At 34.6% G+C, this 26,580-nt stretch carries 25 protein-coding genes; 23 read left to right on the top strand and 2 right to left on the bottom strand.

What is annotated here, in order from left to right; all coding sequences use genetic code 11:
- The first annotated feature begins 6 nt into the window (after positions 1–6).
- Both glpK and BMY18_RS04580 read left to right on the top strand, forming a co-directional pair.
- Positions 7–1,488, top strand: coding sequence for a glycerol kinase GlpK (glpK, locus tag BMY18_RS04585; RefSeq protein WP_092451069.1), 1,482 nt, complete (start codon positions 7–9; stop codon positions 1,486–1,488).
- Between the two features lie 319 nt (positions 1,489–1,807).
- The gene (locus BMY18_RS04580) at positions 1,808–2,806 is read left to right on the top strand and encodes a nucleoside hydrolase (protein WP_092451067.1); all 999 of its coding nucleotides are present in this window, start codon (positions 1,808–1,810) and stop codon (positions 2,804–2,806) included.
- A 380-nt stretch (positions 2,807–3,186) separates the two neighbouring features.
- On the opposite strand, the gene BMY18_RS04575 is transcribed toward BMY18_RS04580, so the two are convergent.
- Both BMY18_RS04575 and BMY18_RS04570 read right to left on the bottom strand, forming a co-directional pair.
- A complete protein-coding gene (locus BMY18_RS04575; RefSeq protein ID WP_092451065.1) occupies positions 3,187–4,554 on the bottom strand; it encodes a methyl-accepting chemotaxis protein in 1,368 nt (455 codons plus the stop codon).
- Positions 4,555–4,660: 106 nt separating this feature from the next.
- Positions 4,661–5,869: a helix-turn-helix transcriptional regulator gene (locus BMY18_RS04570; RefSeq protein WP_092451063.1), complete on the bottom strand. Its 1,209-nt coding sequence runs from the start codon at positions 5,867–5,869 to the stop codon at positions 4,661–4,663.
- 266 nt (positions 5,870–6,135) lie between these two features.
- On the opposite strand from BMY18_RS04570, the gene BMY18_RS04565 reads away from it, so the two are divergent.
- The 21 genes from BMY18_RS04565 (at position 6,136) to pgmB (ending at position 25,844) form a co-directional block, all read left to right on the top strand.
- On the top strand, positions 6,136–7,623 hold the full coding sequence (locus BMY18_RS04565; protein ID WP_092451061.1) for a sugar ABC transporter ATP-binding protein: 1,488 nt from the start codon (positions 6,136–6,138) through the stop codon (positions 7,621–7,623).
- Positions 7,624–7,638: 15 nt separating this feature from the next.
- Positions 7,639–8,631: an ABC transporter permease gene (locus BMY18_RS04560; protein ID WP_092451059.1), complete on the top strand. Its 993-nt coding sequence runs from the start codon at positions 7,639–7,641 to the stop codon at positions 8,629–8,631.
- 46 nt (positions 8,632–8,677) lie between these two features.
- On the top strand, positions 8,678–9,841 hold the full coding sequence (locus BMY18_RS04555) for a sugar ABC transporter substrate-binding protein (protein ID WP_092451057.1): 1,164 nt from the start codon (positions 8,678–8,680) through the stop codon (positions 9,839–9,841).
- Positions 9,842–9,912: 71 nt separating this feature from the next.
- Positions 9,913–10,917, top strand: coding sequence for an ABC transporter permease subunit (locus BMY18_RS04550; protein WP_092451055.1), 1,005 nt, complete (start codon positions 9,913–9,915; stop codon positions 10,915–10,917).
- Positions 10,918–10,949: 32 nt separating this feature from the next.
- Positions 10,950–12,692 (top strand): glycoside hydrolase family 3 protein, encoded by a 1,743-nt coding sequence (locus tag BMY18_RS04545; RefSeq protein ID WP_242940958.1) that lies wholly within the window; start codon positions 10,950–10,952, stop codon positions 12,690–12,692.
- A 13-nt stretch (positions 12,693–12,705) separates the two neighbouring features.
- Positions 12,706–13,758: a mannonate dehydratase gene (uxuA, locus tag BMY18_RS04540; protein ID WP_092451053.1), complete on the top strand. Its 1,053-nt coding sequence runs from the start codon at positions 12,706–12,708 to the stop codon at positions 13,756–13,758.
- Positions 13,759–13,760: 2 nt separating this feature from the next.
- A complete protein-coding gene (locus BMY18_RS04535; protein ID WP_092451051.1) occupies positions 13,761–14,612 on the top strand; it encodes an SDR family oxidoreductase in 852 nt (283 codons plus the stop codon).
- A gap of 113 nt (positions 14,613–14,725) precedes the next feature.
- Positions 14,726–15,574 (top strand): HAD family hydrolase, encoded by an 849-nt coding sequence (locus tag BMY18_RS04530; protein WP_092451049.1) that lies wholly within the window; start codon positions 14,726–14,728, stop codon positions 15,572–15,574.
- Between the two features lie 48 nt (positions 15,575–15,622).
- Positions 15,623–18,322, top strand: a complete 2,700-nt coding sequence (locus BMY18_RS04525) for an alpha-L-rhamnosidase (protein ID WP_170841294.1) — start codon at positions 15,623–15,625, stop codon at positions 18,320–18,322.
- Positions 18,323–18,349: 27 nt separating this feature from the next.
- The gene (locus tag BMY18_RS04520) at positions 18,350–18,586 is read left to right on the top strand and encodes a polya polymerase (RefSeq protein ID WP_092451043.1); all 237 of its coding nucleotides are present in this window, start codon (positions 18,350–18,352) and stop codon (positions 18,584–18,586) included.
- 42 nt (positions 18,587–18,628) lie between these two features.
- Positions 18,629–18,958: a hypothetical protein gene (locus BMY18_RS04515; protein ID WP_092451041.1), complete on the top strand. Its 330-nt coding sequence runs from the start codon at positions 18,629–18,631 to the stop codon at positions 18,956–18,958.
- Positions 18,898–19,353, top strand: a complete 456-nt coding sequence (locus BMY18_RS04510; RefSeq protein WP_139197214.1) for a hypothetical protein — start codon at positions 18,898–18,900, stop codon at positions 19,351–19,353. Before BMY18_RS04515 ends, BMY18_RS04510 begins: the two co-directional genes overlap by 61 nt.
- A 230-nt stretch (positions 19,354–19,583) precedes the next feature.
- Positions 19,584–19,715 carry a hypothetical protein gene (locus tag BMY18_RS21495; RefSeq protein ID WP_278280979.1) on the top strand — a complete coding sequence of 44 codons (132 nt, stop codon included), beginning with the start codon at positions 19,584–19,586 and terminating at the stop codon, positions 19,713–19,715.
- Positions 19,716–19,736: 21 nt separating this feature from the next.
- Positions 19,737–19,838 carry a class II aldolase/adducin family protein gene (locus BMY18_RS21690; RefSeq protein ID WP_278280984.1) on the top strand — a complete coding sequence of 34 codons (102 nt, stop codon included), beginning with the start codon at positions 19,737–19,739 and terminating at the stop codon, positions 19,836–19,838.
- 176 nt (positions 19,839–20,014) lie between these two features.
- Positions 20,015–20,668, top strand: a complete 654-nt coding sequence (gene fsa, locus BMY18_RS04505) for a fructose-6-phosphate aldolase (protein ID WP_092451037.1) — start codon at positions 20,015–20,017, stop codon at positions 20,666–20,668.
- A gap of 44 nt (positions 20,669–20,712) precedes the next feature.
- Complete coding sequence (locus tag BMY18_RS04500) at positions 20,713–21,546, top strand: transketolase (RefSeq protein ID WP_092451035.1); 834 nt, start codon at positions 20,713–20,715, stop codon at positions 21,544–21,546.
- 2 nt (positions 21,547–21,548) lie between these two features.
- Positions 21,549–22,529 carry a transketolase family protein gene (locus BMY18_RS04495; RefSeq protein WP_092451640.1) on the top strand — a complete coding sequence of 327 codons (981 nt, stop codon included), beginning with the start codon at positions 21,549–21,551 and terminating at the stop codon, positions 22,527–22,529.
- Positions 22,530–22,561: 32 nt separating this feature from the next.
- On the top strand, positions 22,562–22,729 hold the full coding sequence (locus BMY18_RS20950; protein WP_170841293.1) for a hypothetical protein: 168 nt from the start codon (positions 22,562–22,564) through the stop codon (positions 22,727–22,729).
- A 186-nt stretch (positions 22,730–22,915) separates the two neighbouring features.
- The gene (locus BMY18_RS21770; RefSeq protein WP_408644894.1) at positions 22,916–23,065 is read left to right on the top strand and encodes a hypothetical protein; all 150 of its coding nucleotides are present in this window, start codon (positions 22,916–22,918) and stop codon (positions 23,063–23,065) included.
- Between the two features lie 119 nt (positions 23,066–23,184).
- A complete protein-coding gene (locus tag BMY18_RS04485) occupies positions 23,185–24,879 on the top strand; it encodes a glycoside hydrolase family 3 protein (RefSeq protein ID WP_092451030.1) in 1,695 nt (564 codons plus the stop codon).
- A gap of 323 nt (positions 24,880–25,202) precedes the next feature.
- On the top strand, positions 25,203–25,844 hold the full coding sequence (gene pgmB / locus BMY18_RS04480) for a beta-phosphoglucomutase (RefSeq protein WP_092451028.1): 642 nt from the start codon (positions 25,203–25,205) through the stop codon (positions 25,842–25,844).
- Positions 25,845–26,580: the final 736 nt, after the last annotated feature.

Below are 26,580 nucleotides of genomic sequence, written 5' to 3'. Positions count from 1 at the left end.
CAACCAATGGAAAAGAAGTATGTTCTTGCAATTGATCAGAGTACCCAGGGAACTAAAGCAATTCTTTTTGATAGAACAGGTTCTTTAGTATGTAGAACAGACTTGCCACATAAGCAGTTAATCAATGAGAAGGGATGGGTATCCCACGACCTCGCGGAAATCTATCAGAATACCATCCAGGTAGTAAAGAATCTGGTGAAAAAATCTGGAATCAAACAGGAAGAGATAGCCTGTCTTGGTATCAGTAATCAGCGTGAAACTTCAGCAGCTTGGGACAAACGGACAGGGGAACCACTGGCACCAGCAATTGTATGGCAATGCTCCAGAGCGGAAGATATTTGTGAACGTGTAAAGAATATCGGTGTGGAAGAGCAGATTCATCAGAAAACAGGCATGTATCTATCTCCATATTTTCCGGCAGCAAAATATGCATGGTTACAGGAAAATGTGGAGAGTGTGAAGAAAAAGAAAGAGAATGGAAGCCTCTGTTTTGGAACCATTGACACCTGGTTGTTATTTAAATTAACTGATGGGAAAATATATGCAACGGATTATTCTAACGCCTCTAGAACGCAGCTTTTCAATATATATACTTTAAAATGGGATGAGGAGATCTGTGACTGGTTTGGCATTGATGCTTCAATGTTACCTGAAGTAAAAGATTCCAGCTATTGCTTTGGAGAGACTAATTTTAATGGCTTTTTCCATAATCCAATTCCAATCTGCAGTATGATTGGAGATTCCCAAGGAGCTTTATTCGGACAAGGGTGTATCAAAAAGGGCATGGTGAAAGTTACATACGGAACTGGATCTTCTGTGATGATGAATTTGGGAGAGACTCCTATCCAGTCTAGTCTTGGATTGGTAACTTCTCTGGCCTGGGGAATTGAGGGAAAAGTATCCTATGTACTAGAAGGTAATATAAACTACACAGGAGCAGTAATCACCTGGCTGAAGGAGGACATGGAATTAATTAAGTCGCCAAGTGAGACACAGGAGTTGGCTTTTCAGGCTAATAAAAATGACAGTACTTATCTAGTTCCTGCATTTTCTGGATTAGGTGCTCCATTCTGGAAACCGGAAGCAAAAGCCATCATCTACGGTATGAGCCGAATCACCGGGAAGAAAGAAATCGTGAAAGCGGCTTTAGAATCCATAGCATATCAGGTTACTGATGTCATCAATATGATGAAAGCAGAGGAGAGAATTGAAATAAAGGAACTTTGTGTGGATGGCGGACCAACTCGAAACCAGTATCTGATGAAGTTTCAGAGTGATATTCTTGGTATTGTTGTAAATCTTCCGCATTGTGAAGAGTCCTCCGCTCTTGGGGCAGCTTATATGGCAGGTCTTTTTAGTGGAATTTACAAAAGAGAAGTAATATTTGCTACAATGAAGCGTAATCGGTTCGTTCCCTCTATGTCCAATAATGAACAGGAAAAAAAATATAATGGATGGAAGAATGCAATTAAAAAAGTAATTGGATAGAATATTTTATGAGAGATTAGTAAGAGAATAGAATTTAGAAATTTGTATACGAGAATAAAATATATGAGGTTATTTATTGACATAGTAAATGTAGAGGATATAATACTAATTGCACGCTGATCCAGCATTAGTAAGGATATCCCAAAATGATATTTTTATAAAGGGCTCCGCCATAGATTTATTGATATTTGTCAAGATATTTATAAAGAAACCCATAAAATTAATAAAACATAGGGTAAATAATAAAAAAAGAAAGAAATGAGTACATACGGAAGTAGAGCTTTCGAGAGTGCTATAAATAAAATTAGGAGGTATCACCATGTTAAAAGAAAAACCGGTTCCATTTCCATTTGAAAAAGCAATACGAGTAATAGTAGATACAGATTGCAACTGTGAGTGCGATGATCAGTTTGCAGTGGCACATTTTCTTATGACACCTAAATTTGATATGAAGGGTTTTATCGCTGAACATTATGGAGAAGAAGATTCCGAGCAGATGAGTTATGATGAAATTGTCAAAGTTACAGAACTAATGGGCCTGGGTGGGGAAGTGAACATTCTTCATGGAGCTGCAAAGGCTATGATAGACGAACATACACCGATTGACAGTGAAGGCGCCAGATTTATTATTGAAGAGGCAATGAAAGATGATCCACGCCCGCTGTATGTATGTAATCAGGGTGCAGTCACTAATATTGCTTCTGCATTTCTGTTGGAACCCAAAATTGCTGACAGATTAACGGTTGTCTGGATTGGCGGCGGTGCTTACCCACATGGAGGAACAGAATTTAATATGAAAAATGACCTAAATGCTGCCAGAGTTGTATTTAAATCAAATCTAAGACTATGGCAGATACCTGCAAATGTATATTCCACGATGGCAATCTCCTTTATGGAGCTGCTAACCAGAATATATCCTTGTGGAGAAATTGGAAAATACCTTTATGAGAATACCATGATTAAAGGTAAGATTATCATGGGTAAGATTAGAAAAACGGTTAGCGTCATTGCGGAAAGAGCCAAGAAGGAAAACAACCAAGATATGCTACAGGCCTTTTTGGGAGGAGATGCATTAGATATGGACCTTGCATTAAGTACTGAAAGCTGGTTGTTAGGTGATTCCCCTTGTGCGGGGCTGTTACATAATCCCAAGGCTGGTAAATATCATATGGCGGAGGCTCCTTGTGATTTGTTTGATGATGGTAAATATGATATGTCGAAGCCGGGAAGCAAGAGAATACGTATCTATGATGAAGTAGATGTCAGATTTATTCTGGATGACATGTGTAATAAGTTCAAGTTCTATTTTGGTGATTAGAGAGAATAATCAGGTAAAGGGAAAAAAGATTACATTTGAAAAATGTCTGGGATGGTTAGAGACGGCATAGTAAAAAGTTCATGCGAATTGTTAGAAGTATGTGCTACAGGGATATTTTCGTTAGCCTATATTATTTCGTAATGGATGTTGAAAAGTTAAGAGACCATAACGGTAACAAAGATTGATTTAGCATTAGTAGGGTCACCTTTCGTAGATGTTAATAGAACTATTCTTACAGAAAAAACAGGAGCATGGGTCCATAACTGAAAATTAGTTATGGACCCATGCTCCTGTTTTTATATGGAAATGCTTCGTTATGAATCATCATTCCAAAGCATTTCCATATAAAAGAAAAGAATCGTGATAGAAGAAACTATAGTTTAGTTAGTTGCATATTTCAAGCCTTCCATCAATATTGCCATATTAGCATTCAACTCTCGGATATTATCTTCAACATTGCTTCGATCACCATTGTTTATATTCCTTATTATTTTTTTCGATAATATATGTACATTTTTATGTGGCTCATATAATTTGGCTAAAGGAGAGTTTGGATTTTGTGAACGGGAACTTTCTATATATAAGCCAAGCGTACATTCTGAATATTCATTAATACTGTTTTCATCTGCTTTTGTAAAACCGCATACTACATTGTATACTTTCCATTTCCATAGTAAATGTTCTGCAATGACCGGTTTTATATTTTCTATTCCATGGAAATCTTTAAACCAAGGTATTCCAAGGTGCCTGCTTTCCTCGGAAAGTAGGCTGAGATTATAAATTCCCTGGCCTGCTTGCATACATATCTCATATAATTTCCCTGTCTGGTTGTTCATTTCTGATATCTTTGCAACAAACTCCTGTGTGGTAGCAGTTTGTTCCTCAATATTAGCGGAAATCCCATTAAACGAATTCTCAATGGTATTTAAGGCTGTTCCCATTTTGTCCATTGACACAACAGCTTTGTCAATATGCCCTTTACCTTCTGAAAAAACTTGGACAGCTCCGGTTATAATGTGCTCAGAAGAATCTATTTCTTCTCTTAATTTTTTTACCATTGTTCTAATATAATTTGCTGAGTCTTTTGTGTTTTCAGCAAGTTTCTTGATTTCTTCGGCTACAACTGCAAAGCCTTTTCCTTTATCACCGGCTCTAGCAGCTTCTATGCTTGCATTAAGTGCCAGAAGATTTGTCTGCGCAGCGACTTCATTAATTATGTTTACGATATTCTCGATTTCTTTTGTGTCGTCAACAACATTATGCATTTTATCCTGTAGAGTTGTAATCTCATTAAATGATTTATTAATATAATCAAATGACTTATTAATAGTCTTTAATGACTCGGTTGACATTGAAACTGTATCAGTAGTTGTTATTAGTGATTCTTGTACAAATATATCAACTTCTTCAATAGCATGGCTCATTTGTTCACTACTTGCGGCAAGGTCTTCGGCAGATCGTTTCTGAGAGTCAATACTATCAACTAGTTCCTTAATGTAATCCATTTGGGTTACATATTCAATCATCTCAGAATTCTTAATAAATAACGTTTTTACTTGGGTAGTCTTTATTAGAAGTAATTTGTTGATTGCTTTTTCGAGCTCATCGTTTCCTTCTAGATAACCAACATCTCCTTTGACTAAGACATAGTTATCAGTAACCCTACACAATACATTAATTCTTTCAATTAGATTTATTTGGTAATTTTCTAACTCATTTACTTTCCTTTTTTTCTTTTTGCTAAACATAATTAGCTCCTTAATTTTATTATTTTAAAACAAAACTATGAGTGGTTGACACCAATGATAGTTTGAAGTTTTTTAACCGGTTAAAGCTATCGGAGTAGCAGATATGTTAGGTGTGGAATTTTTTGCGGTAGTCTCTTGGTGTAACTCCAATCTCTTTCTTGAATATTTTAGTGAAATAATTTATATCATGAATACCTACAAAAAAGGCAATATCCTGAATTTGTTCATTTGTTGTACTTAATAATTTTAGGGAAGTATGAATGCGCTCTTTGTTAATGAAGTCAGTGATTGTAATACCCCTTTCATGTTTGAAAAGACTGGATAAATAGGGAGAACTCACATGAAGCTCATTAGCCAATATGGATAAGGAGAGTGATGAATTTAGATTGAGCTCGATATAGTTTATTGCATTACGAATGATTGGTGAGTATTGGATACGAGATTTGTTTTTAACCATAAGACAATAATCACGGATCATTTTTTCGGTAAGAGCCTCAACTCCTGATAAATCAATTACTTGCTCAATTAACTTAGCAAATTTGCTGGACATTTGGTGTAGGTACAGTGGATGCACTTTACTCTTTTCAGCTGCTTTTCGAAAGAGAGTATTTGCAGTATAAAGCAGGGCTTTTCGTTCATGGAAGACGTCTTTATGACGTTGTTCAAAATTAATATTGGACATTCTTTTATAGGCGATCAACGCTTCTTCATGGTTGCTTTCAGAGATGCATCCTAGCATTTCAGACTCTATTTCATAGCGTTTTTTAACTGAGTCTACAAATAATTCAAAATCGTTAATCGGTATATAATCTTCAGATTCAGGCTCACTAGAAAGATTGATATATTGAAGCTCATATGATCCAGCATTTGGATTGATATAGGTGATTATATCGTTGATGATGACAATGAGGTTTATGTTATTAATAAAAAAGGGAAGTCTATGCATAAATCCCTTTAAAGATTCAATTGCTGTAAAATCTAAATGATTTAATTTAGATATTCCAATAAAGAAATTTTCATTAATAGGTTGACTTGTATATGGACCAATTGAGATTATATCATTGTTATCTTTGAATGGTCGAAAAATGATATATTGCAGCATATATTTATCACGAACAATATAAAAATAATTGTTTTCAGCCATGCTGAATATATCAAGTAGGTTAGAATATAGCTCGTCCGCATGAAATAGGCCTTTTCTTAAATAGCGATCAGATGTTGAAATATCAGTAAAAGGTGCTTGAAAATAATGAAAATCAATGAATAATGTATCAAATAGTATATTTTCTATAAAACTTTGTGTTTTAGAATCCATCTGTTTATTCCTTCCTTAGTTCTGGAGTTTGACTGCATATATGTAACGAAATATAATATACTGATATTTGATGCTACATATATATATATATAACAATAAAATTAGAATAATATCAACCCCAAACTAAAAATGATGTTAAAATAATACGAATTACAATAAACGTATTCTAATAAAAATCGTAAAAAGATGCTAAGATAGCAATATAAAGTAAATCAATCTTTTCTTAAAATATAATTCAAAAGAATAGAAAGTGAGAAGATATGGAAATGGATATTATTTTAGAAACAAAAGGAATAACTAAGACATTCGGCCCAACGGTAGCTTTGAAAAATGTAAGTATTTCAATACGTTCAGGTGAAATCAGAGGCTTGATTGGAGAAAATGGTTCGGGAAAATCAACGTTAACTTCTATTATTGCAGGTATGCAGGAAGCTGACAGTGGAGAGATGTATTACTTAGGAAATGCATATAATCCCAAAAGTATGATAGAAGGGCAAAAGAATGGAATCAGCATGATCCTTCAGGAAGCTGGAACCATTTCCAATATTTCTGTTGCTCAGAATATTTTTCTTGGTAATGAAAGAAAATTCACGAAGCTTGGTATTGTCAATCGAAAACAGATGATTAAAGAAGCACAGTCGCGTATTGACTCCTTCGAAATTTCTTCTATTAAGGCTTCTGATAGAATTAATACATATGGTTTTGAAGATCGTAAGCTATTGGAAATCGTAAGAGTTGTGAATGATGACACTGAAATTTTAATTGTAGATGAAACTACAACTGCATTATCACATGAAGGAAGAGAATTATTATATAAATTAATTCGAAAAATGGCATCTGAGGGAAAAGCAGTAATTTTTATTTCTCATGATTTGGATGAATTATTAGAGGTATGCGATGTTTTAACTGTACTCCGAGATGGAGAAATCGTTGGAGAATTGAGTAAAGAAGAAATGAATGTGTCGATCATTAGAAAAATGATGGTAGGGCGTGATATTGGTGATAAGTATTATCGTACTGATTATAATGGAAGCTTTGGAGATGAAGTAACCTTATCACTAAATAATGTCAGTTATGGTCCTCTTAAAAATTTCAACATAGAGTTACATAAAGGTGAAATCTTAGGTATTGGAGGTCTCTCCGGAAGTGGAATGCATGATGTAGGCAGAATCGCATTTGGAATTGATAAACCAATGTATGGAACAGTAAACAGTCTAAAAGGCAAGGTTTTAAATTCAAGAAAAGCAATTCAGCATGGAATGGCCTATATCTCTAAAGACAGAGATACTGATGCCTTAATATTACAAGGAAGTGTAAAGGATAATCTCGTTTTGCCTTCACTACCATATTTAGAAAAAATATTTTTAATTTCTCCATTTAAAGAAAAGAAACTTGTAATGGAAGAAATAAAAAAATTAAGCATTAAAACAAATCACATGAGCCAAGACGTTAATCAATTGTCAGGAGGAAATAAACAAAAAGTTTCTTTCGGAAAATGGACAGCGATGAACTCGCAGGTATTAATCATGGATTGTCCTACACGAGGAGTGGATATTGGTGTAAAACAAGCGATGTACCAATTGATAGAAACGATGAAGAAAGAAGGGAAATCCATTCTGTTGATAAGTGAAGAATTATCGGAATTAATTGGTATGTGTGACAGAATTGCAATAATGAAAGATTTTGAAGTGAAAAAAGAATTTATAAGAAGCGCTGAATTATCTGACAGCGATATTATAGAATATATGATTTAAAGGAGGTGATTTGAAATGCAGAGTACAAGAAATGAAATAAGTTCAGCAAAATCTAGCTGGATAGATGCAGAAATTATAAGAAGAAATGCAAAGAATATCCTTCCGATTCTCGGTTTGGTTCTGATTTGCCTGATTTTAGGAATGACTAGTAAGGGGCTACTGTTTTCAGCTTATAATATTAAAACGATAATACGAGATACGACCCCTATATTGATAGTAAGCCTTGGCGCAGTATTCATATACTCTTTGGGAGCTATGGATATTTCTATAGGTTCTGTTATTGCATGTGCAGGAATGTTTGCAGTCTTAATAATGAACAAAACTGGTTCTTTGGCATCAGGAATTGTTATTTCAATATTCACTACAACTATTGTGGCACTAATTATCGGATTGATTAGTATAACCTGTAACCTGATGCCAATTATGACATCCATGTGCTTTTTACTGATTGGTAGAGGGGCAGTTGTTATGACAACCACCCAAATTGGTGGGACATCTGTTAGAACTATTGTAAATGTATCTATGTTCAAAAACACATTATTCCAAATAGGAACGATTGTTGTGATTTCTATTGTTTTGGGAATTATATATAATTTCACAAGAATAGGAAAGAATGCCAAAGCAATTGGAAGTAATAGAGTCTGCGCTGCACAAAATGGCATCGATGTAGTTAAATTCTTTGTTTTGCCTTATTTGATTTTGGGAATTACAGTAGGGATTGCATCAATTTTTGTATTATCTACAACTGCTAGTATTTCAAGAACAACAGGGACTGGGTTTGAAATGGATATTATGGTTTCGTTAATACTTGGGGGTATGCCTCTTGCAGGAGGAATGAAATCAAAAATCAGTAGTGCTATCATTGGTTCTTTTTCGTACATTATATTAAAAAACGGATTGTTACTTTCATCATTAATTAGTATTAACCAGGTGGATATGGTTAAAGCAGGAATTTTTATAGTAATTATCTGCTTAACATGCAGTAAGAAGACAAAAATGTTACCTTAATAATTACCCTTAAGGGTTATTATAAAAAACAAAAGGAGAATGTGAAATGAAAAAGAAAAGTATTTCAGTTTTATTAGTTATGATAATGGTACTTTCATCACTATTTGTAGCAGGTTGTGGGAGCACCAAGGATACTACAACAACAGTTACTAGTAAAAATGTAAAAATCGGTGTAATGATGTATGCAACAGATGGATTCTTCCCATCTATTAAGGCGTACTATGAACAATTGGCAAAAGAAATTGGAGGTTTGGAATTCGTCTTTGCTTCAGCAGATTCTACGAATGCAGCGACTAACTTAACTACCTGTGAAGCACTTATTTCTCAAGGATGTAATGGTATCATTACAACAGTTAGTACGGGACTTGCAGATATGGCACAAGCTTGTCAAGAACAGAATGTCTATATTACAACAGCCTTATCAAAACCAGACGCTGTGGATAATGATGCACTCAGCAAATTAACAAACTTTCTTGGAGGTGTGACAGATGGTCCATTAACTGGCGATCAGAGAGGTATTGATGCTGCCAAGTTTATTATTGCGAAAGGATATAAGAACATTGGGACACTTTCCTTTCCATTAACAGTAATGGCAAGTCACAAGGAATCTTATGACGCCTTTGTAAAAACAATTAATGACTACAATGCAACAGCAACTGCAGCAAATAAGATTACATTAGCAAAAAATACAGAATTGTATTTCAAACCAGTAGATGCGTCTTATTTTGCTAATAATAAAGACATCGACTGCGTATACTCCTTAGCTGCAGGAATTAATTTTGCATATCCAATAATGGTTCAAGCTGGCGTCAATGGAAAAGTAAAATTAGTTACTACCGGAATACGCTTTGATGCAGATTGCTATAAGGCAATTACTTCTGGAGATATTGCAATGACAACCTTTACATCAATTGAACAGACATTCTATCCGGTAGCATTAATTTTTGATGCAGTAAATGGACAAAAATATGCTGATGCACCCGCAAATGGAACGATGGTTGGATGTTCATCAATAGATATTAGTGGTGCTGATCAGTTAGCTATACTTCAGGAAAAATCTTACTATTTTAGAAGCAGTGATGATGAAATTAGTCGTCTTCTTTTAAAACCAGCAGATGCAAAGATGTTATTAAAAACATATAATAAAGATGCTACCTATACAGGTTTAACAGCTTATTTAAGCAAACTTGGATTAGACGCATTTAAATAGTACTTATTACTGTATATGTGGTTGCTTTAAATGAGAGTAACCACGCATACAGATACTATAGGAGTGTGAAGATGAAAAAAAAATTAATTATAATTTTAAAAAATATAGTTTGTAGCTTGATTTTACCTGTTGTGGCGTTCATTATTTTTTATTATATTGCAAGAAGTAAAGGAAATAGTAGTTATGGTGATTTCTATACATGGAGAGCGATTTTAACGAATGCGGCAATGCCAATATGCATAGGAAGTGTTATTGGACTTAATTTGAAAAATGGTCGTATGGATCTTTCAAGTGGTGCCAATCTCGCTTTGACAGCTATTATAGCATGTACACTTACGCAAGCAGTGCATGGGAATGGATTCGTTTTATTAGGATTGTGTATTATTTTTGGAGTTTTGTTTAGTATATTAACAGCAACTATTTACATTAGTTTGAAAATCCCTATGGTTATTACTGCCATTGGTATGGTTTTATTTTATGAATCACTCACTAAAGTCGTAAACGGTGGAAATGGTTCTAATATAGTATCGACATCAAATTTAAATTATTGGGGTGCCGTTCCTTATTCATATGTTTTGGCCATTATCGCATTATTGATTTACTATATAATAACAAAATATAGTATTTTTGGATATGAATCGGATGCTATTACAAATAATCAGAATGTAGCAGTAAATGTAGGTATTAAAGAAAAAAGAACCGTTTTAGCTATTTTTATATTTTCTGGTATAATTCTTGGTTTAGGTGCGACTATTTATGCATCAAATAATATTATTGACCAACAATCAAATTTGGCATCAGTAGGCATTGTGTATTCAAATTTCATTCCAATTATAGTTGGACTATATTTGGCAAGATATAGCAATGATGCGGTTGGAATTTTCATTGGTAGTATTACTATTGCAATTATTCGATATAGTTTAAATTTAGTAGGATTTAGTAGTTTAGAAAATATAGTTATAGGTGTATTCATCATTATCTTTAGTATTTTCACTAATAATCAGGATGCTATCATAAAGAAGTTTAAAAATAGAAAATTAAATTTGCAACGGAATGAAATAAATATTTCAAACTAAATAATTTGGAGTGTTTTAGGAGAGATAAATTTATGATAACAGATTTAAGAGAAAAGCCTTTTTTTTTAAGTAATGAGGATGTGCAATGGGTTAAAAAGACCATTGCAGAAATGAGTATAGAGGAAAAAATAGGGCAGCTATTTATTAACCTTGGAAAAAGAGGCGATGAATGCTATATTCGTGATCTGGTAGAAAATTATCATATTGGTGGCGTTCGATTCACTGAAACGGATGCAGAGAAAATCTATGAACAGAATAAAATGTATCAGCAGTTTAGCAAAGTACCCGTTTTAATTGCTGCAAACTGTGAATCTGGTGGAGATGGTGCTTGTAAACAGGGTACTTTCGTAGCTTCTGAAGCACAATGTGCTTCCACAGGTAATATAAAAGCAGCATATGAAATGGGTAGAATCAGTGGAATAGAAGCTACTGCAATCGGATGTAACTGGACGTATGGCCCAATGGTTGATATTTTATTTAACTGGAGAAATACGATAGTGAATACAAGAGCATTTGGAAATGAACCAAATGATGTCATGAATATGGCAAAAGCGTATATTGAAGGCGTACATAAAAGCAATATGCTCGCGTGTGCAAAACATTTTCCAGGTGATGGTGTGGATGAACGAGATCATCATCTGGTTATGGGGTGTAATGATTTAACCTGTGAGGAATGGGATGATTCGTTTGGAAAAGTATACAAAGAATTAATTGATAGCGGAGTAGAAAGCATAATGATTGGACATATTGCGCTTCCTTCTTATAGTAAAAGATTCAAACCAGATATTACTTTGGAAGAAATAATGCCGGCTACCTTGTCGCCTGAACTTGTAACTGATTTATTACGTAAACAATTGGGATTTAATGGACTTGTACTTACCGATGCATCTCATATGGGAGGCTTAATAAGTACAAAACCACGAAGTGAACAGGTGCCAGGAGCAATTGCAGCAGGGTGTGATATGTTTTTGTTTTTCCATGACGTAAAAGAAGACTTCCAATACATGATGGATGGATATAAAAAGGGTATTATTACGGAAGAACGTTTGCAAGATGCATTGGAACATATTCTTGGAATGAAAGCGAAACTAAAACTACATAAAACACATGTTGCTGGTGTTTATGCAGGAGATAAAGATAAATTATCCTTAATAGGGTGTAAGGAACATCGTGACATAGCGAAAACTATCGCGGATGATAGTATAACATTAGTAAAAGATGCCCAAAAGCTCTTACCGATTAATATAAACCATAAAAAACGGGCTCGACTTTACTATTTAGAAAGTGAGCCTGTATCATATGCAAGTGGAACAGATCCAGCGAAGAAGATAGTAATCGAAGAGCTAGAGAAGGCCGGTTTTGAGTTGGATGTTAATGAATCTTATTATGAAATGGAAGAAAAAGGAGCTTCACCTTTTAATAAATTTAGAGCGATGGAATTACAAACTGTTGAAGATTTCAAAGAAAAATATGATGTTATTTTTGTATTTGTACATATGAAAGGTTATGCTCAGGAGAATAATGTCAGAGTGAAATATTCGTCCCCTCATTCCAATGAACTTCCATGGTGGGTTAGAGAAGTACCTACGATTTGTGTATCTTTGAATTATACAAATCATCTATATGATTTACCTATGATGAAAACGTATATAAATGCATATGCGCCAACTAGAGAATGTATACAAGCTACTATTGAAAAAATCTTAGGCGAATCTGAATTCAAAGGTAAATACAATGATAATGTATGGTGTGGCAGGTGGGATACCAGATTATAGAAAGGAGAATAAAATGAAAGCAAGTTTTCGTTGGTTTGGTGACAATGACCCGATAACATTAGAGTATATTTCACAGATACCGGGAATGCGAAGCATTGTATCAGCTGTATATGATGTGAAACCTGGAGAAATATGGCCAGAAGAAAGCATTAGATATATCAAAGAAAGTTGTGAAAAGAAAAATCTTATCTTTGATGTAGTTGAAAGTATTCCTGTTCCTGAAAATATAAAATTAGGAAGTATAGATCGTGACGAGTTAATCGAAGTATATTGTGAGAATATACGACGGGTAGCGAAATATGGAGTGAAATGTGTATGTTATAATTTTATGCCAGTCTTTGACTGGACACGTACACAGCTTGACAAAATGGCTCCAGATGGTTCAACAAGTTTGGTTATGTATTGGGATCAGTTAAATGGCCTAGATCCATTAAAAGATGATATTAATTTACCAGGTTGGGATACAAGTTATACAAAAGATGAAATCAAGGAATTATTTGTAAAGTATGCAAAACTTGGAGAAGAAGGATTATGGGATAACCTTACATATTTCCTCGAAAAGGTTATACCTGTGGCAGAAGAATATAATGTTGTTATGGCTATTCACCCAGATGATCCACCATATCCAATTTTTGGATTACCAAGAATCATTACTTGTGAAAAAAATCTTGATAGATTTCTTGAGATTGTAGATAGTCCTTCCAATAGTCTGACATTTTGTACTGGATCGTTGGGATGTAGCAGAGAAAATGACATTCCGAGTATGATAGCAAAATATAGTGCTATGAATCGAATTGCATTTATGCATATCCGAAATGTAAAAATATTAGAAGATAATTCATTTGAAGAAAGTGGTCATTTGACGAAAAATGGTTCGCTTAATATGTATGAAATTGTGAAATCATTAGTGGATAATAGTTTTGATGGTTATGTTCGACCAGACCATGGCCGCATGGTATGGGGAGAAACAGGAAAACCTGGATATGGACTATATGATAGAGCAATGGGAATGACATATTTAAATGGATTGTTTGAAGCATGTGAAAGTGTAAAAGGAGAAAATTAATCATGGAAAAAAATGTTCTTAATACAGACTTAACTGGAAAAGTTGCAGTTATAACAGGTGCAGGAGGTGTTTTGTGTAGCTCCTTTGCAAAAGTAGTTGCACGTGCTGGTGCAAAAGTAGCACTCCTTGATCGTAATTTAGAAAGTGCAAGTAAGTTCGCAGATGAAATTATGGCAGAAGGTGGTATCGCAAAGGCTTATCAATGTGATGTTCTAAATAAGGAGATTTGTTATGAAGTTGCAGATCTCGTAAAAAAGGATTTTGGTAATTGTGATATTCTAATTAATGGCGCTGGTGGAAATAATCCGAAAGCAACTACAGATAAAGAGTACTATGAGATAGGGGATATTGATGCTGATACAAAGTCGTTCTTTGATTTAGAATCAAGTGGTATAGAATTTGTGTTTCATCTAAATTTCCTCGGAACATTAATCCCAACTCAGGCATTTGCGCGCCAGATGGTAGATCGAGAAGGATGCAGTATCATTAATATAAGTAGTATGAATGCTTATACCCCATTAACTAAAATTCCTGCATATAGTGGTGCTAAAGCTGCAGTTACAAATTTCACGCAATGGCTTGCAGTACATTTTTGTAAAGTGGGTATTCGTGTAAATGCAATAGCACCTGGCTTTTTTAGTACCAAACAAAATGCAGCATTATTATTTGATTCAGATGGAAATCCAACACCTCGTACCGGAAAGATATTGGCAGCAACGCCAATGGGACGATTTGGCGAAAGTGAAGAATTAAATGGTACTTTACTTTTCTTATTGAATAATGAAGCGGCAAGTTTTATAACAGGTGTATGTATACCGATTGATGGCGGATTTTCTGCATATTCAGGAGTATAAGTAATAAGAACTCGCATGCATTTGCTGCGGGTTCTTACTTATATAGTATGAAATTTTAAGACATCATATTATTGAGGATATATGCTTCAAAATAATTTTAAGGAGATAAAGTTATGAATGATATAATGAATTTTAAGCCTCAAAAACAATTTCTTTTATGTGTTGATTCTGATGGCTGCATAATTGATGGAATGACAATTAAACATTTGGAGTGCTTCGGTCCTTGCCTTATTGAGGAATGGGATTTTAAAGAACATGATTTTGAGGTTATAAAATATTGGAATAAGATTAATCTATATTCTATGACAAGAGGTATTAACCGCTTTAAGGGTTTATTAATGGCACTGGAATTTAGCATTAAAGAAGGATATAGTAAGATTGATTCTACAGATATAAAAAACTGGATTGAAAAGACAAAAGAATTGTCAAATAATAGCTTAAAGCTGGAAATAGAAGCAACTAATTCAGAAACATTAAAAAAAGTGTTGCATTGGTCAGAAAATGTAAATGATAGAGTAGAAAACTTACCAGATGAAAAGAAAAAAGCTTTTTTAGGGGTAAAAGACTGTTTGAGGGTTGTATCCCAATATGCGGATATAGCCGTTGTTTCTTCAGCAAATGCGCGTGCGGTAGAAGTGGAATGGAGCCAAAACCATTTATTTGATTATGTTGATGTTGTAATGACCCAAGAATTCGGAAGTAAAGCAGATTGCTTAAAAATAATGCTTTCAAAGGGTTATGCGAACAATAAAGTATTAATGGTTGGAGATGCACCTGGTGATATAGAGGCTGCAAAAGACTGCAGAGTTTTATATTATCCAATTATAGTAGATAGAGAAGTAGAGTCATGGGTAAATTTTAAAGAAGATATTCTAGATTCTTTTATTCATGAAACTTATGAAAAAGAATTGATGAAAGAATGCGAAAGTCAATATATAAAGGATTTAATGAAAAGAAATTAGATTATAAAGCAAATAAATTTATAGATTATTAAGCGAATGGAGAAAACTATGAAATTATATGATCTTAAAATTAATAGAATGTTAAATCCGATTGGGTTAAGTGCAGACTCTTTGCAGTTTTCATTTAAAGCAGCAGATGGAGATAAATTTAGGGTAAAAATATACAGTGAAGATAAGGTGACGGAAGTTTATCAAAAGATAATAAAATTAAAACAAATTAGCTGCTTTTATCTTCCTTATTGCTTTGAATTAGGCAAAGTATATTTTTGGATGGTGGAATGCGAAAGTTACCAAAGTGAATTTGCTTCTTTTGAAATTGCTCTACCACTTGATTCCGAATTTATTACGCCAGTCAAAGATATTATCTGCCCGACTTTTATAAAAGAGTTCAGACTTGATGAAATTAGTAAAGCAAGGCTTTATATTACCGGACTGGGGCTTTATAGAGCATTCTTGAATGGTAAGAGAATTGGTGATAGTTACTTAACCCCTTTTTGTAATGATTATGATGCTTATCTTAGATATCAGACCTATGACATCACAGACTTACTAAAAGAGAACAATAAACTAGAGGTCGTTCTTGGCGACGGGTGGTATAAAGGAAGATTTGGAATAATTGGACATGGTGGTAATACCTACGGCGATAAATACTTATTAAAGGCTAAACTTGTGGTAGAGCAAATGGATGGTAGTATTATTGAGATGAAGTCCGACGATTCATGGTTGGCTACCGATTCAGTTATTCTTGATACCTCGATTTATGATGGGGAAACAAGAGATGATACAAAAAAACTTATGGAGCCAACTGCGTGTATAACATACAATGCAAAGTTTATGACTGTTCCTGATTTTTCATCTCCCGTAAAGAATAAAATGGAACGCAAGCCATCCTTATATGTATCACCGAAAGGAGAGCAGATTCTTGATTTCGGTCAGAATATGGTTGGATTTTGTAAATTTATGTGTCACGAGGAGAAAGGAAGCGAAATACAGTTGCAGTATGGCGAATTATTGCAGCAGGAATGCTTCTATAATGATAACCTGAGAACTGCAAAAGCGGAATTCAATTATATATCAGATGGAATAGACAAGGAAGTAGAACCATTTTTTACTTTTTACGGATTCCGTTATGTTAAGGTTAGTGGTATGAAAAATGTCAATCCTGAGGATTTTACTGGGACAGTTTTATATTCTGATCTTACGCAGACACTTCAAGTAGCAACAGATAATGATAAAATAAATCGCTTAATGCAAAATTCTTTATGGGGCCAGAAAGGTAATTTTGTTGATGTACCGACTGATTGTCCACAACGAGATGAAAGACTTGGCTGGACGGGAGATACACAGGTATTTGTAAATACAGCATGTTATCATATGGATTGTTTCAATTTTTATAAAAAATACATGAAGGATCTAAGATATGATCAATCTACATACTATGAAGGTGATATACCGATGTATTCTCCATCTATCAAAAAAATGGCAGGTAAAGGAGGAGCAGTATGGGCTGATGCCGGTACGATTGTTCCATGGAATGTATATCAAGCTTATGGAGATGCCCAATTGCTCTCTGAAAATTACAGTATGATGAAGGATTACGTTGATACCGTCATTGCTGCAGATATCAAGGAAGGTAATCATCATATTATAACATCTGGATTCACATTCGGAGACTGGCTTGCACAAGACGGTGTATGTGCACAAGCATCACTTGGTGGAACAGACAGTAATTTTATTAAAACAGTGTACTATAGAAATAGTCTGGAATTAGTATCAAAAGCAGCTAAGGTATTAAAGAAAAAAGAGGATGTTAAATACTATGCATCTCTTGCAAATAAAGTAAAGAAAGCTATATTAAATGAATATTTTTCTGATAACGGAAGACTTGCAGTTGATACGCAGACAGCTTATGTGATATCTCTTCATTATAATATCTATAAAGATAAAAATAAGTTAATAGAAGGTTTTAAGATTAGATTAAATAAAGACTTCTATAGGATGAAGAGTGGATTTACGGGTACTCCGCTTATGTTGCCTGTTTTGTTCGAAAATGGCATGGTTAATGATGCATATCGAATTTTATTTAATGAGAAATGTCCTGGATGGTTATATGCGGTCAATCTCGGTGCAACAACCATCTGGGAAAGATGGAATTCAATACTACCGGATGGAACAATTAGCGGTACCAATATGAATTCACTAAATCACTACGCTTATGGAGCAGTTTGCGAAGCAATTTATGCGCATATTGGTGGTCTTAAATGTGCAAGCCCGGGATGGAATAGTGCTTTAATTGCACCGAAACCAAATCATAGGCTAAAACATATGAAAATAGTATTTGATTCACCGAGGGGTATTTATCAGGTTGAATGGAAAATCCTTGACGATGGTAACTTTAAGTTAGATGTAGTGATTCCATTTGGAACGACAGCAACAATTCAACTTCCTGATCATGAGGGAAATCTTTCAACTATAGTATCAGCCGGAGAATATAAATATTGTTATATGCCAGTTATTGATTATCTTCACCCATTTAATCAATATTCTATTATGTTAGATATTCTTTGTAATGAAGAAGCAGCCAATATTTTTAAAGAAAAATTGCCGAAAGTATATGATCAGGTTACTGGAGAAAATGAAGAATATCTTTCAATGAACTTTGTAGCATTAGGTTATCTTCCGATATTTGCAACGAACTCGAATGAGGTAGCGACAGTAGGGGAAATGTTTAATAAAGTAAAAGTCTAAATAATAAGAAAAGAGGAGTAAAATAAAATGAAAATAATGAATTTGAAGGATGTTAATGGACTATTTAAGGTAATAGATGCTTGCTCAGGTACAGTAGAGTTGATTTCTAAAGAAGGGGATCGCCTGAACTTAAAGTCAAAGCTAACACAGTATGTTGCATTAGTAAATGTATTTTCTGATGATATTATTAATGAGCTAGAGCTTGTAGCATATGAAGCTGAGGATATTCAGAAATTAGCCAATTTTATGTATAATCAAAAGTAAGAATAACAAATATAAATTTGAATTTATACCTGCAGGCAGATCGTGTATAAGATGAAGGAAGAAGCACTTAATCCTTATTTACCAAGTGCATCAATAGACAATTTAAGAAATTGGAAAAGAGAAGGAACAATTTATAAAAAACGTAGGATTCAATGGGACAAAAAGGCCATCGACTATTATTTTGTTTATTTATCCATTAACGGATATGAAATGTGCTACACAACATCTAAGAGTTCAATATGTGATTTCAGATTTAGAGGCACAATTGTTTCTAAGGGTGATATTTATATGAATGGAAGAGGAAGATTTGGATGGAAGAGGAAGATTTGGATGAAAGAGGAGAATATGCTGCAAGTTTGGCCTGCAACCTAATGAGTATTACAGGTGCAATCCCATATAAAAAATGGAGGGAAATTGATTCATCACATCCATATTTCACTAAAAAAAGGAAAGATAAAGACGATAATCCCAATCTATATATTGCAAATATGTCAAATGGAGCAGCTGCTAGTTTTAAGTATTTTCAAATTGAAAATGTTATGGAGATTCATGTAAAAGTGAGAGGCTACGGAATTGGAGAGATCCAGGTAAGTACCGCAGATGGTAGTGGTTTAGTGGCTAGAGTTATTATTTTGCCTTCGCGGGAATGGAAGGTCTTTAAAGAAGATTTAAAGATTGAAAAGGAAGTAAAAGTATTGTATTTTACGTATATTGGGATTGGAGTAATTGATTTTTATTCATTTACGCTAATACAAATATTTTATTAAAATAATGTTTGGCGTATTTTATATTCTTTGGGAAATATTCAAAGGATGCTTATGAATATTTCTCAGAAGCAGTGGAACGGATATTAACCATCTTTGATGTGGCAAAAGTAATGGATAAAGTAAAAGATTAAATGTTTACTCCGATTCCGGAAAATGTTGCAGCCTACGGAAAACTTTATGCAGAATTCAGATAGCTTCGTGATTATTTTGGATGAGGAGAAAATGATGTAATGAAACGTTTGAAAACGATCAAACCGGAAGCTAGAAATAGTTCGGAAAGAATTAATTTTATGTTAGAAGCGTTGAAAAAGGCAGTATATGAGGCAAATATAAAACTGATAAAACGTGGACCGATTACATAAACGTGTGGAAATTGAGATGAAATTAACTGCGAGCCTGGATACTTTGTAATTAAACCAAGTGGTGTGGATTATGAAACCATGACAAGTGAAGATATGGTTGTAATGGACTTTAATAAAATATAGGGTAACTATAAACTTTTCTCCTATACAACAACTTATATTGAACTATATAAAAAATACCCTGAAATCGATGTGCAACCTATACCTCAAAAAATAGATAATAACAAACATTTTATATGTAAGCATGGAGGGAATTCATATTACGAACAAAACTAATCAATTATGAAAGGAATATAATTATGAAATTTTTTATAGATACAGCAAAAGTAGATGATATAAAGAAAGCAAGTGATATGGGAATTATCTGTGGAGTAACAACTAATCCATCGCTTATCGCAAAAGAAGGAAGAGATTTTAAAGAAGTGATTGCGGAGATAGCTTCTATCGTTGATGGTCCAATCAGTGGCGAAGTTATGGCTACTACAGTAGATGCAGAAGGAATGATTGCAGAGGGGAGAGAAATTGCAAAGATTCACCCTAATATGGTTGTGAAGATTCCAATGACTGTAGAAGGTTTAAAAGCGACAAAAGTTCTTGTAAGTGAAGGAATTAAAACAAATGTTACATTGATTTTTACAGCTACTCAGGCACTCCTTGCAGCCAGAGCTGGTGCAACTTATGTATCTCCATTTCTTGGACGTCTTGATGACATCTCTGTATCAGGAGTTGATTTAATTAAAACAATAGCAGAGATTTTTAACATTTATGGGATTGAAACGGAAATCATCTGCGCAAGTATAAGAAATCCAATTCATATAATTGACTGTGCACTTGCAGGGGCAGATATTGCAACCGTTCCCTATAACGTTCTGGAGCAAATTACAAAACACCCACTTACTGATGAGGGGATAAAGAAATTTCAGATGGATTACAAAGCAGTATTTGGAGAATAAGATGAATGTTTGCAATCAGAAATGATGAAGGAAGGAAACAATAAATGAAGAATTTAGAGTTAAAAAGAATTTCAAATGAGATTCGTAAAGGAATTTTAACTGCAGTTCATAGTGCAAAAGCCGGACATCCAGGAGGTTCATTATCTTCAGCTGATATCATGACGTATCTGTATTTTTCAGAGATGAATATAGATCCTAGTAAACCTAATATGCCGCAAAGAGACAGATTCGTATTATCAAAAGGTCATGTTGCACCAGGATTATACGCAACCCTTGCTCACCGTGGATTTTTCCCGGTGGAGGACCTTGTGACACTACGTCAACTTGGTTCTTATCTACAAGGGCATCCGGATATGAAAAACATTCCGGGTGTTGATATGTCTACTGGCTCATTAGGGCAGGGAATATCTGCGGCAGTTGGAATGGCACTATCCGCAAAATTATCAGGAGAAGATTACAGAGTTTATACCCTTCTTGGAGATGGAGAAATTGAGGAAGGGCAGGTGTGGGAAGCAGCCATGTTTGCGGGACACCGAAAATTAGATAATTTGGTCGTAATCATAGATAACAATGGACTTCAAATTGATGGAAATATTGAAAATGTATGTTCTCCATATCCAATTGATAAAAAATTCGAAGCATTTAATTTTCATGTAATCCAAGTGGATGGACATGATTTTGAATCCTTAGCATATGCTTTTGAAAATGCCAGATTAATTAAGAATAAACCAGTTGCTATTATCGCAAAAACGGTAAAAGGCAAGGGAGTCAGCTTTATGGAGAATAATGCTGCGTGGCATGGCACTGCACCTAATGATGAACAATATGAAATAGGAATGTCAGATTTAGCAAAGGTAGGTGAAGCAATATGTCAGTAGTGATGAAAGATGCTATTAAAATTGCAACCAGAGACAGTTATGGAAATGTTTTGGTTGAATTAGGAAAAGAATCAGAAAAATTAGTAGTATTAGATTCGGATTTAGCGGCTGCCACCAAAACAGGAGTATTTAAAAAAGTATTTCCTGACAGACATATCGACTGCGGCATTGCAGAATGCAATATGATGGGCATTGCTGCGGGGCTTGCGGCTACTGGTAAAATTCCATTTGCCAGTACATTTGCCATGTTTGCCGCAGGACGTGCATTTGAGCAGGTACGCAACAGTATTGGTTACCCGCATTTGAATGTTAAAATTGGAGCAACCCACGCCGGAATTTCAGTTGGGGAAGACGGTGCAACACATCAATGTAATGAAGATATTGCGCTGATGCGTACAATCCCAGGAATGGTAATAATTAATCCTTGCGATGATGTTGAAGCCAAAGCTTCCGTAAGAGCTGCATATGAGTACGATGGTCCTGTGTATCTTCGTTTCGGAAGACTTCCGGTTCCAGTGATCAATGATGCTACAACTTATGAATTTAAGATTGGAAAAGGTGTAGTATTAAAAGAAGGTAAAGATGTAACAATTGTGGCTACGGGTCTTGAAGTCAGCGAAGCACTAGCTGCAGCAGAGATGCTTGCACAAGATAAAATTGATGCAAAAGTGATTAACATCCATACGATAAAGCCTTTAGATGAAGAACTAATTCTTTTTGCAGCAAAAGAAACAGGGAAAATGGTAACTGTGGAAGAACACTCTATAATCGGAGGACTTGGAAGCGCAATATGTGATTTGTTATCAGTCCAAGAACCAATTAGTGTTTTAAAAATAGGAATGGAAGATGTATTTGGTGAATCAGGTACTGCATTACAGTTGCTAAAGAAATACGGTCTGGATGCAGAAGGCATCTATAAAAAAGTGAAGGCTTTCGTTACAAAATATAATGCAGACGCTACTGGTGAGAATGTCGTGAAATAACAAGAGAGATGGGTGTAGAAGGCGTATATTCAATGTTTCAGTCAGATTATAGAACGGCAGCATTTGAAGTTGTAAAAACTTCTAAGGACGTCGCAATTCATGCAGATTTAAAAACGGTAGTAAGAGAAGAAGATATTCCATTCCTTGCGCAGTCTGGCTTTGACGATGCATATAGACCTGGAAATCCGAAGAAAACTTGAGTAGAAGACATTGTTAAACTATAAATAAAGGTTATAAATTAATATTCATAAAAAGGAGTACGTGTCTTGGATGAATCAAAAGAATTAGGAACAAAGAATGTAGGGGTGCATCGAAATTGATTTTATAAATTCATGGTATTGCAAAATCTATATATAAGCAATAATTTGACATAGTATACATTAACTATTGACATACAGATTCACAGCTTGGATAATTTCTACGACGCACACCATCCGACAGTTTCAAAACTTATTAAAATGGCCATTGAAAATATTTATAATGCTGGTATCTGGGTAGGTATATGGGGATTTGTTTGCTCTTTTGCATATAATTAGCTTGAACTGGATAGTCGATTTCACACAATTATATGGAGATGAATTCATGATTGACAATATATTAGCTGGTAATAAGCTCTCAAATTTCAGAATAGAAGACAAGAAGGGAAGGTATAAGAATGTTAAATTTAAAGACAAAGCCGTTTTTCCTTTCAGAGGAACAGATAGCATGGGTTGAGAAAACGTTAGGAGAACTTACAACGGATGAGAAGGTAGAACAGTTATTTTGTCCATTAATTTATACAAATAATCCGGATGTACTCAAAAATATTATATCCAAACAAAAATTTGGAGCAGTTATGTTCCGTAGTGGAAATGCAATTGAAATTCAAACTGCCATCAATGCATTACAGGAAACATCAAAAATTCCGCTTTTAATCTCTGCTAATTTAGAGGATGGTGGAAACGGAATCGCTGATGAAGGAACTTATATGGGACGGCAGATGTTGATTGCAGCAACGGATGATACTCGGAAGGCGTATCAACTTGGCAAAATTTGCGGACGAGAAGGAAAGGCTGTTGGAGTTAACTGGGCATTTTCACCCGTGGTTGATATCGATATAAACTTCAGAAGTCCAATCACTAATGTAAGAACTTACGGAAGTAATCCGGATAAAGTCCTTTCAATGGGAAGAAGTTATATTAAGGGTCTGACAGAAGAAGGATTGATACCTTCAATTAAGCACTTTCCGGGAGATGGTGTAGATGAACGTGATCAGCATCTTGTGACCAGTGTCAATTCTCTTACTATTGAAGAATGGGAAGAGAACTATGGTAAGGTTTACCGAGCGTTAATTGAAGATGGAGCTATGACAGCAATGGTAGGACATATAGCAATGCCTGCTATGGAAGAATATTTTGATAAGAAACCTTGTACAAAAGTTATTCCGGCTTCCGTATCCCATAATGTGATTACAGGATATTTGCGAGGAGTGCTTGGATTTAATGGTTTGATTTCAACAGATGCTTCTCCTATGGTTGGGTTTACTTCAGTTACGCAGAGAAGAACAGCAGTACCGGCAGCAATAGAAAATGGATGTGATGTATTTTTATTTACAAGGGATTTGGAAGAAGACATCCAATATATGAAGAAAGGTGTCGAAGATGGTCTACTTAGTGAGAAAAGATTGAATGAAGCCGTTACCCGTATTTTAGCTACGAAAGCGGCCATGGGACTGCCAACGCAGCAGAAAGAAGGACGCCTTTATAGAACAGAAGAAGAACTAAAGGTATTTCAGTCGCAGGAGCATTTAACCTGGGCTAAAGAATGTGCTGATGAAGCGGTTACATTGGTTAAAGATACACAGAATCTACTTCCGCTTATTGTTAATAAACACATAAAAGTTCTTTTGGAGATACTGGGTGATTTTACTTCCAATGATAGAGTATACGAACAATTTGAAACACTTCTTAAAAAGGAAGGCTTTCAGGTGACAAAATACATACCTGAGACCATGCAAACAATATTCCAAAATACAAAAGTTGCTGATTTTAAGGCAAAATATGATTTGGTCGTTTATATTGGTAATATTGAAAATGCCAGCAATAATACAGTAGCAAGAATTAACTGGCACACTTTGTTTGGAGCAGGTAATAACCTCCCGTGGTTTGCAGATGAAGTGCCTACTTTGTTTATCAGTGTAGGCAACCCATATCACTTATTTGATGTACCAATGATTAAGACGTATATAAACGGATACTGTAATTCACCTTATGTTATTGATAGTGTTGTAGATAAAATTATGGGAAGAAGTAGATTTAAAGGTCAGAGTCCTGTTGATCCGTTCTGTGGTGTATGGGATACTCGACTATAGTACTTAAGAAATTAGATCTAACAGTCAACGGCTTATATTGATTACGATACAAGCCAGTTTATCAAGTACTTATTAAAGCTTGTATCAACGAGATCCCGTAGTGTACATATGTCATTCAAGAGATCGATGACAGCGACAATCATCAGAGAATTTTATCAATAATATTTAGTTACTATCTCGAAACTAGAAGCTACTTCATCGAAGAATATCTGGCAATGTATTTAGAACACTAGGGTATCTGTCAATGTTTGCAACTAATTTTGTTGAAGTGGCTGAGGTGGGTCGTATACTAACCACAATAAAAGAATGAGGTGAAACCGATTATGAATAAAAAAGCGGTGATATTTGATCTTGATGGAGTCATTGTACACACAGATCATTACCATTATCTGGCTTGGAAAAGCGTTGCAGACCATTTGAAATTGCATTTTGATGAGAAACTCAATAACCAGCTACGCGGAGTTTCGCGTATGGAGAGTCTAGATATTATCTTGCAAAGTAATTCCTTGATCATTACAGATAAAGAAAAAGAGATACTAGCAGAACAAAAGAATGAGATTTATAAAAAGTTTCTACTGAAAATGTCCCCTAAGGATATTGATGCTTGCGTATTAGAAACATTATTAAAATTAAAGGAAAGTGGATTAAAGATAGCAATCGGTAGTTCAAGTAAAAATGCCAAATTGATTTTAGAGAGAACAGGAATGCTTAATCTGTTTGATGCAATATCGGATGGTAATAATATTACTCACAGTAAGCCAAACCCAGAGGTGTTTCAAAAAGCTGCACAATACATGGATTTTGAACCACGAGATTGTATTGTAGTTGAAGATGCTGTTGCAGGTATAGATGCCGGGATAGCCGGAGGCTTTGAAACTGTAGCTATCGGTGATGCAACAAAATACGAAAAATCATCCTATAAAGTGAATCAGTTTAGTGAATTGTTAGAGGTATTATTTAATTAGTGACATGAATTCAATCCATATAAAGTGGACAGTTAGATCGATCAGAAAAAAGCATTATGAGCAATAAACAGATGCCAGAGCGTTTTCATGAATATGAAAATGAGCCATGGAAAAGTTGGGGACTTAGAATGATGTCAGTTGATAATTATTGTGTATTGTATATTAACTGATATGGAACGGGTAATCGTATCAATTGTACGAGTTATGTATGGCGGAAGAGATATTGATTCACAACTTAGAAAATACACAAAGTAATAATGAGAACTAATAGATATTAAATTAGCATTTACGTTTATCATAGATGTATCTATTGATTTAGAATAAATGAATATTATATGTTCGGATTTAAGCCGGATAGATGATATTCATTTATTTTTTTATCCGCTCATTTATCAATCCCATCAGTAAAGCAGATTGAAAGACTATGAGAGGACTGACTCGACGAAGACATCGAAAGAGAATATACTTAAGGTTTCTACACTTACCGTAACCATACATTTCACCATCAAAAGATGGGTCATCACAGTAAATATAATGTTATATCTTTACTGGAATTTTTTCTTGTGATTTAACGCAATTATGATTTATAATATCTCTAAACAAGTTTCAATATTTGGGATATCAATAAGAACCTGTGTTATAATCTAAATTTTCAGGAGGGAAGACTATGCTATCAATAGAAGATTATATAGCTTCAAGAAAAAAGAAAGATAAGCTGGATGAATTCGATTTTAAG

This window comes from [Clostridium] fimetarium (assembly GCF_900111235.1).
In the GTDB taxonomy this organism is placed as follows: Bacteria; Bacillota; Clostridia; order Lachnospirales; family Lachnospiraceae; genus Clostridium_N; species Clostridium_N fimetarium.
This window is presented reverse-complemented; position numbering and strand designations above follow the sequence as displayed.

What these genes read in the sequence shown, in the direction of transcription:
- glpK (WP_092451069.1), top strand. Translation starts at nt 7, where the DNA reads ATGGAAAAGAAGTATGTTCTTGCAATTGATCAGAGTACCCAGGGAACT.
- BMY18_RS04580 (WP_092451067.1), top strand. Translation starts at nt 1,808, where the DNA reads ATGTTAAAAGAAAAACCGGTTCCATTTCCATTTGAAAAAGCAATACGA.
- BMY18_RS04575 (WP_092451065.1), bottom strand. Translation starts at nt 4,554, where the DNA reads ATGTTTAGCAAAAAGAAAAAAAGGAAAGTAAATGAGTTAGAAAATTAC.
- BMY18_RS04570 (WP_092451063.1), bottom strand. Translation starts at nt 5,869, where the DNA reads ATGGATTCTAAAACACAAAGTTTTATAGAAAATATACTATTTGATACA.
- BMY18_RS04565 (WP_092451061.1), top strand. Translation starts at nt 6,136, where the DNA reads ATGGATATTATTTTAGAAACAAAAGGAATAACTAAGACATTCGGCCCA.
- BMY18_RS04560 (WP_092451059.1), top strand. Translation starts at nt 7,639, where the DNA reads ATGCAGAGTACAAGAAATGAAATAAGTTCAGCAAAATCTAGCTGGATA.
- BMY18_RS04555 (WP_092451057.1), top strand. Translation starts at nt 8,678, where the DNA reads ATGAAAAAGAAAAGTATTTCAGTTTTATTAGTTATGATAATGGTACTT.
- BMY18_RS04550 (WP_092451055.1), top strand. Translation starts at nt 9,913, where the DNA reads ATGAAAAAAAAATTAATTATAATTTTAAAAAATATAGTTTGTAGCTTG.
- BMY18_RS04545 (WP_242940958.1), top strand. Translation starts at nt 10,950, where the DNA reads ATGATAACAGATTTAAGAGAAAAGCCTTTTTTTTTAAGTAATGAGGAT.
- uxuA (WP_092451053.1), top strand. Translation starts at nt 12,706, where the DNA reads ATGAAAGCAAGTTTTCGTTGGTTTGGTGACAATGACCCGATAACATTA.
- BMY18_RS04535 (WP_092451051.1), top strand. Translation starts at nt 13,761, where the DNA reads ATGGAAAAAAATGTTCTTAATACAGACTTAACTGGAAAAGTTGCAGTT.
- BMY18_RS04530 (WP_092451049.1), top strand. Translation starts at nt 14,726, where the DNA reads ATGAATGATATAATGAATTTTAAGCCTCAAAAACAATTTCTTTTATGT.
- BMY18_RS04525 (WP_170841294.1), top strand. Translation starts at nt 15,623, where the DNA reads ATGAAATTATATGATCTTAAAATTAATAGAATGTTAAATCCGATTGGG.
- BMY18_RS04520 (WP_092451043.1), top strand. Translation starts at nt 18,350, where the DNA reads ATGAAAATAATGAATTTGAAGGATGTTAATGGACTATTTAAGGTAATA.
- BMY18_RS04510 (WP_139197214.1), top strand. Translation starts at nt 18,898, where the DNA reads ATGGAAGAGGAAGATTTGGATGAAAGAGGAGAATATGCTGCAAGTTTG.
- BMY18_RS21495 (WP_278280979.1), top strand. Translation starts at nt 19,584, where the DNA reads ATGAAACGTTTGAAAACGATCAAACCGGAAGCTAGAAATAGTTCGGAA.
- fsa (WP_092451037.1), top strand. Translation starts at nt 20,015, where the DNA reads ATGAAATTTTTTATAGATACAGCAAAAGTAGATGATATAAAGAAAGCA.
- BMY18_RS04500 (WP_092451035.1), top strand. Translation starts at nt 20,713, where the DNA reads ATGAAGAATTTAGAGTTAAAAAGAATTTCAAATGAGATTCGTAAAGGA.
- BMY18_RS04495 (WP_092451640.1), top strand. Translation starts at nt 21,549, where the DNA reads ATGAAAGATGCTATTAAAATTGCAACCAGAGACAGTTATGGAAATGTT.
- BMY18_RS20950 (WP_170841293.1), top strand. Translation starts at nt 22,562, where the DNA reads ATGTTTCAGTCAGATTATAGAACGGCAGCATTTGAAGTTGTAAAAACT.
- BMY18_RS04485 (WP_092451030.1), top strand. Translation starts at nt 23,185, where the DNA reads ATGTTAAATTTAAAGACAAAGCCGTTTTTCCTTTCAGAGGAACAGATA.
- pgmB (WP_092451028.1), top strand. Translation starts at nt 25,203, where the DNA reads ATGAATAAAAAAGCGGTGATATTTGATCTTGATGGAGTCATTGTACAC.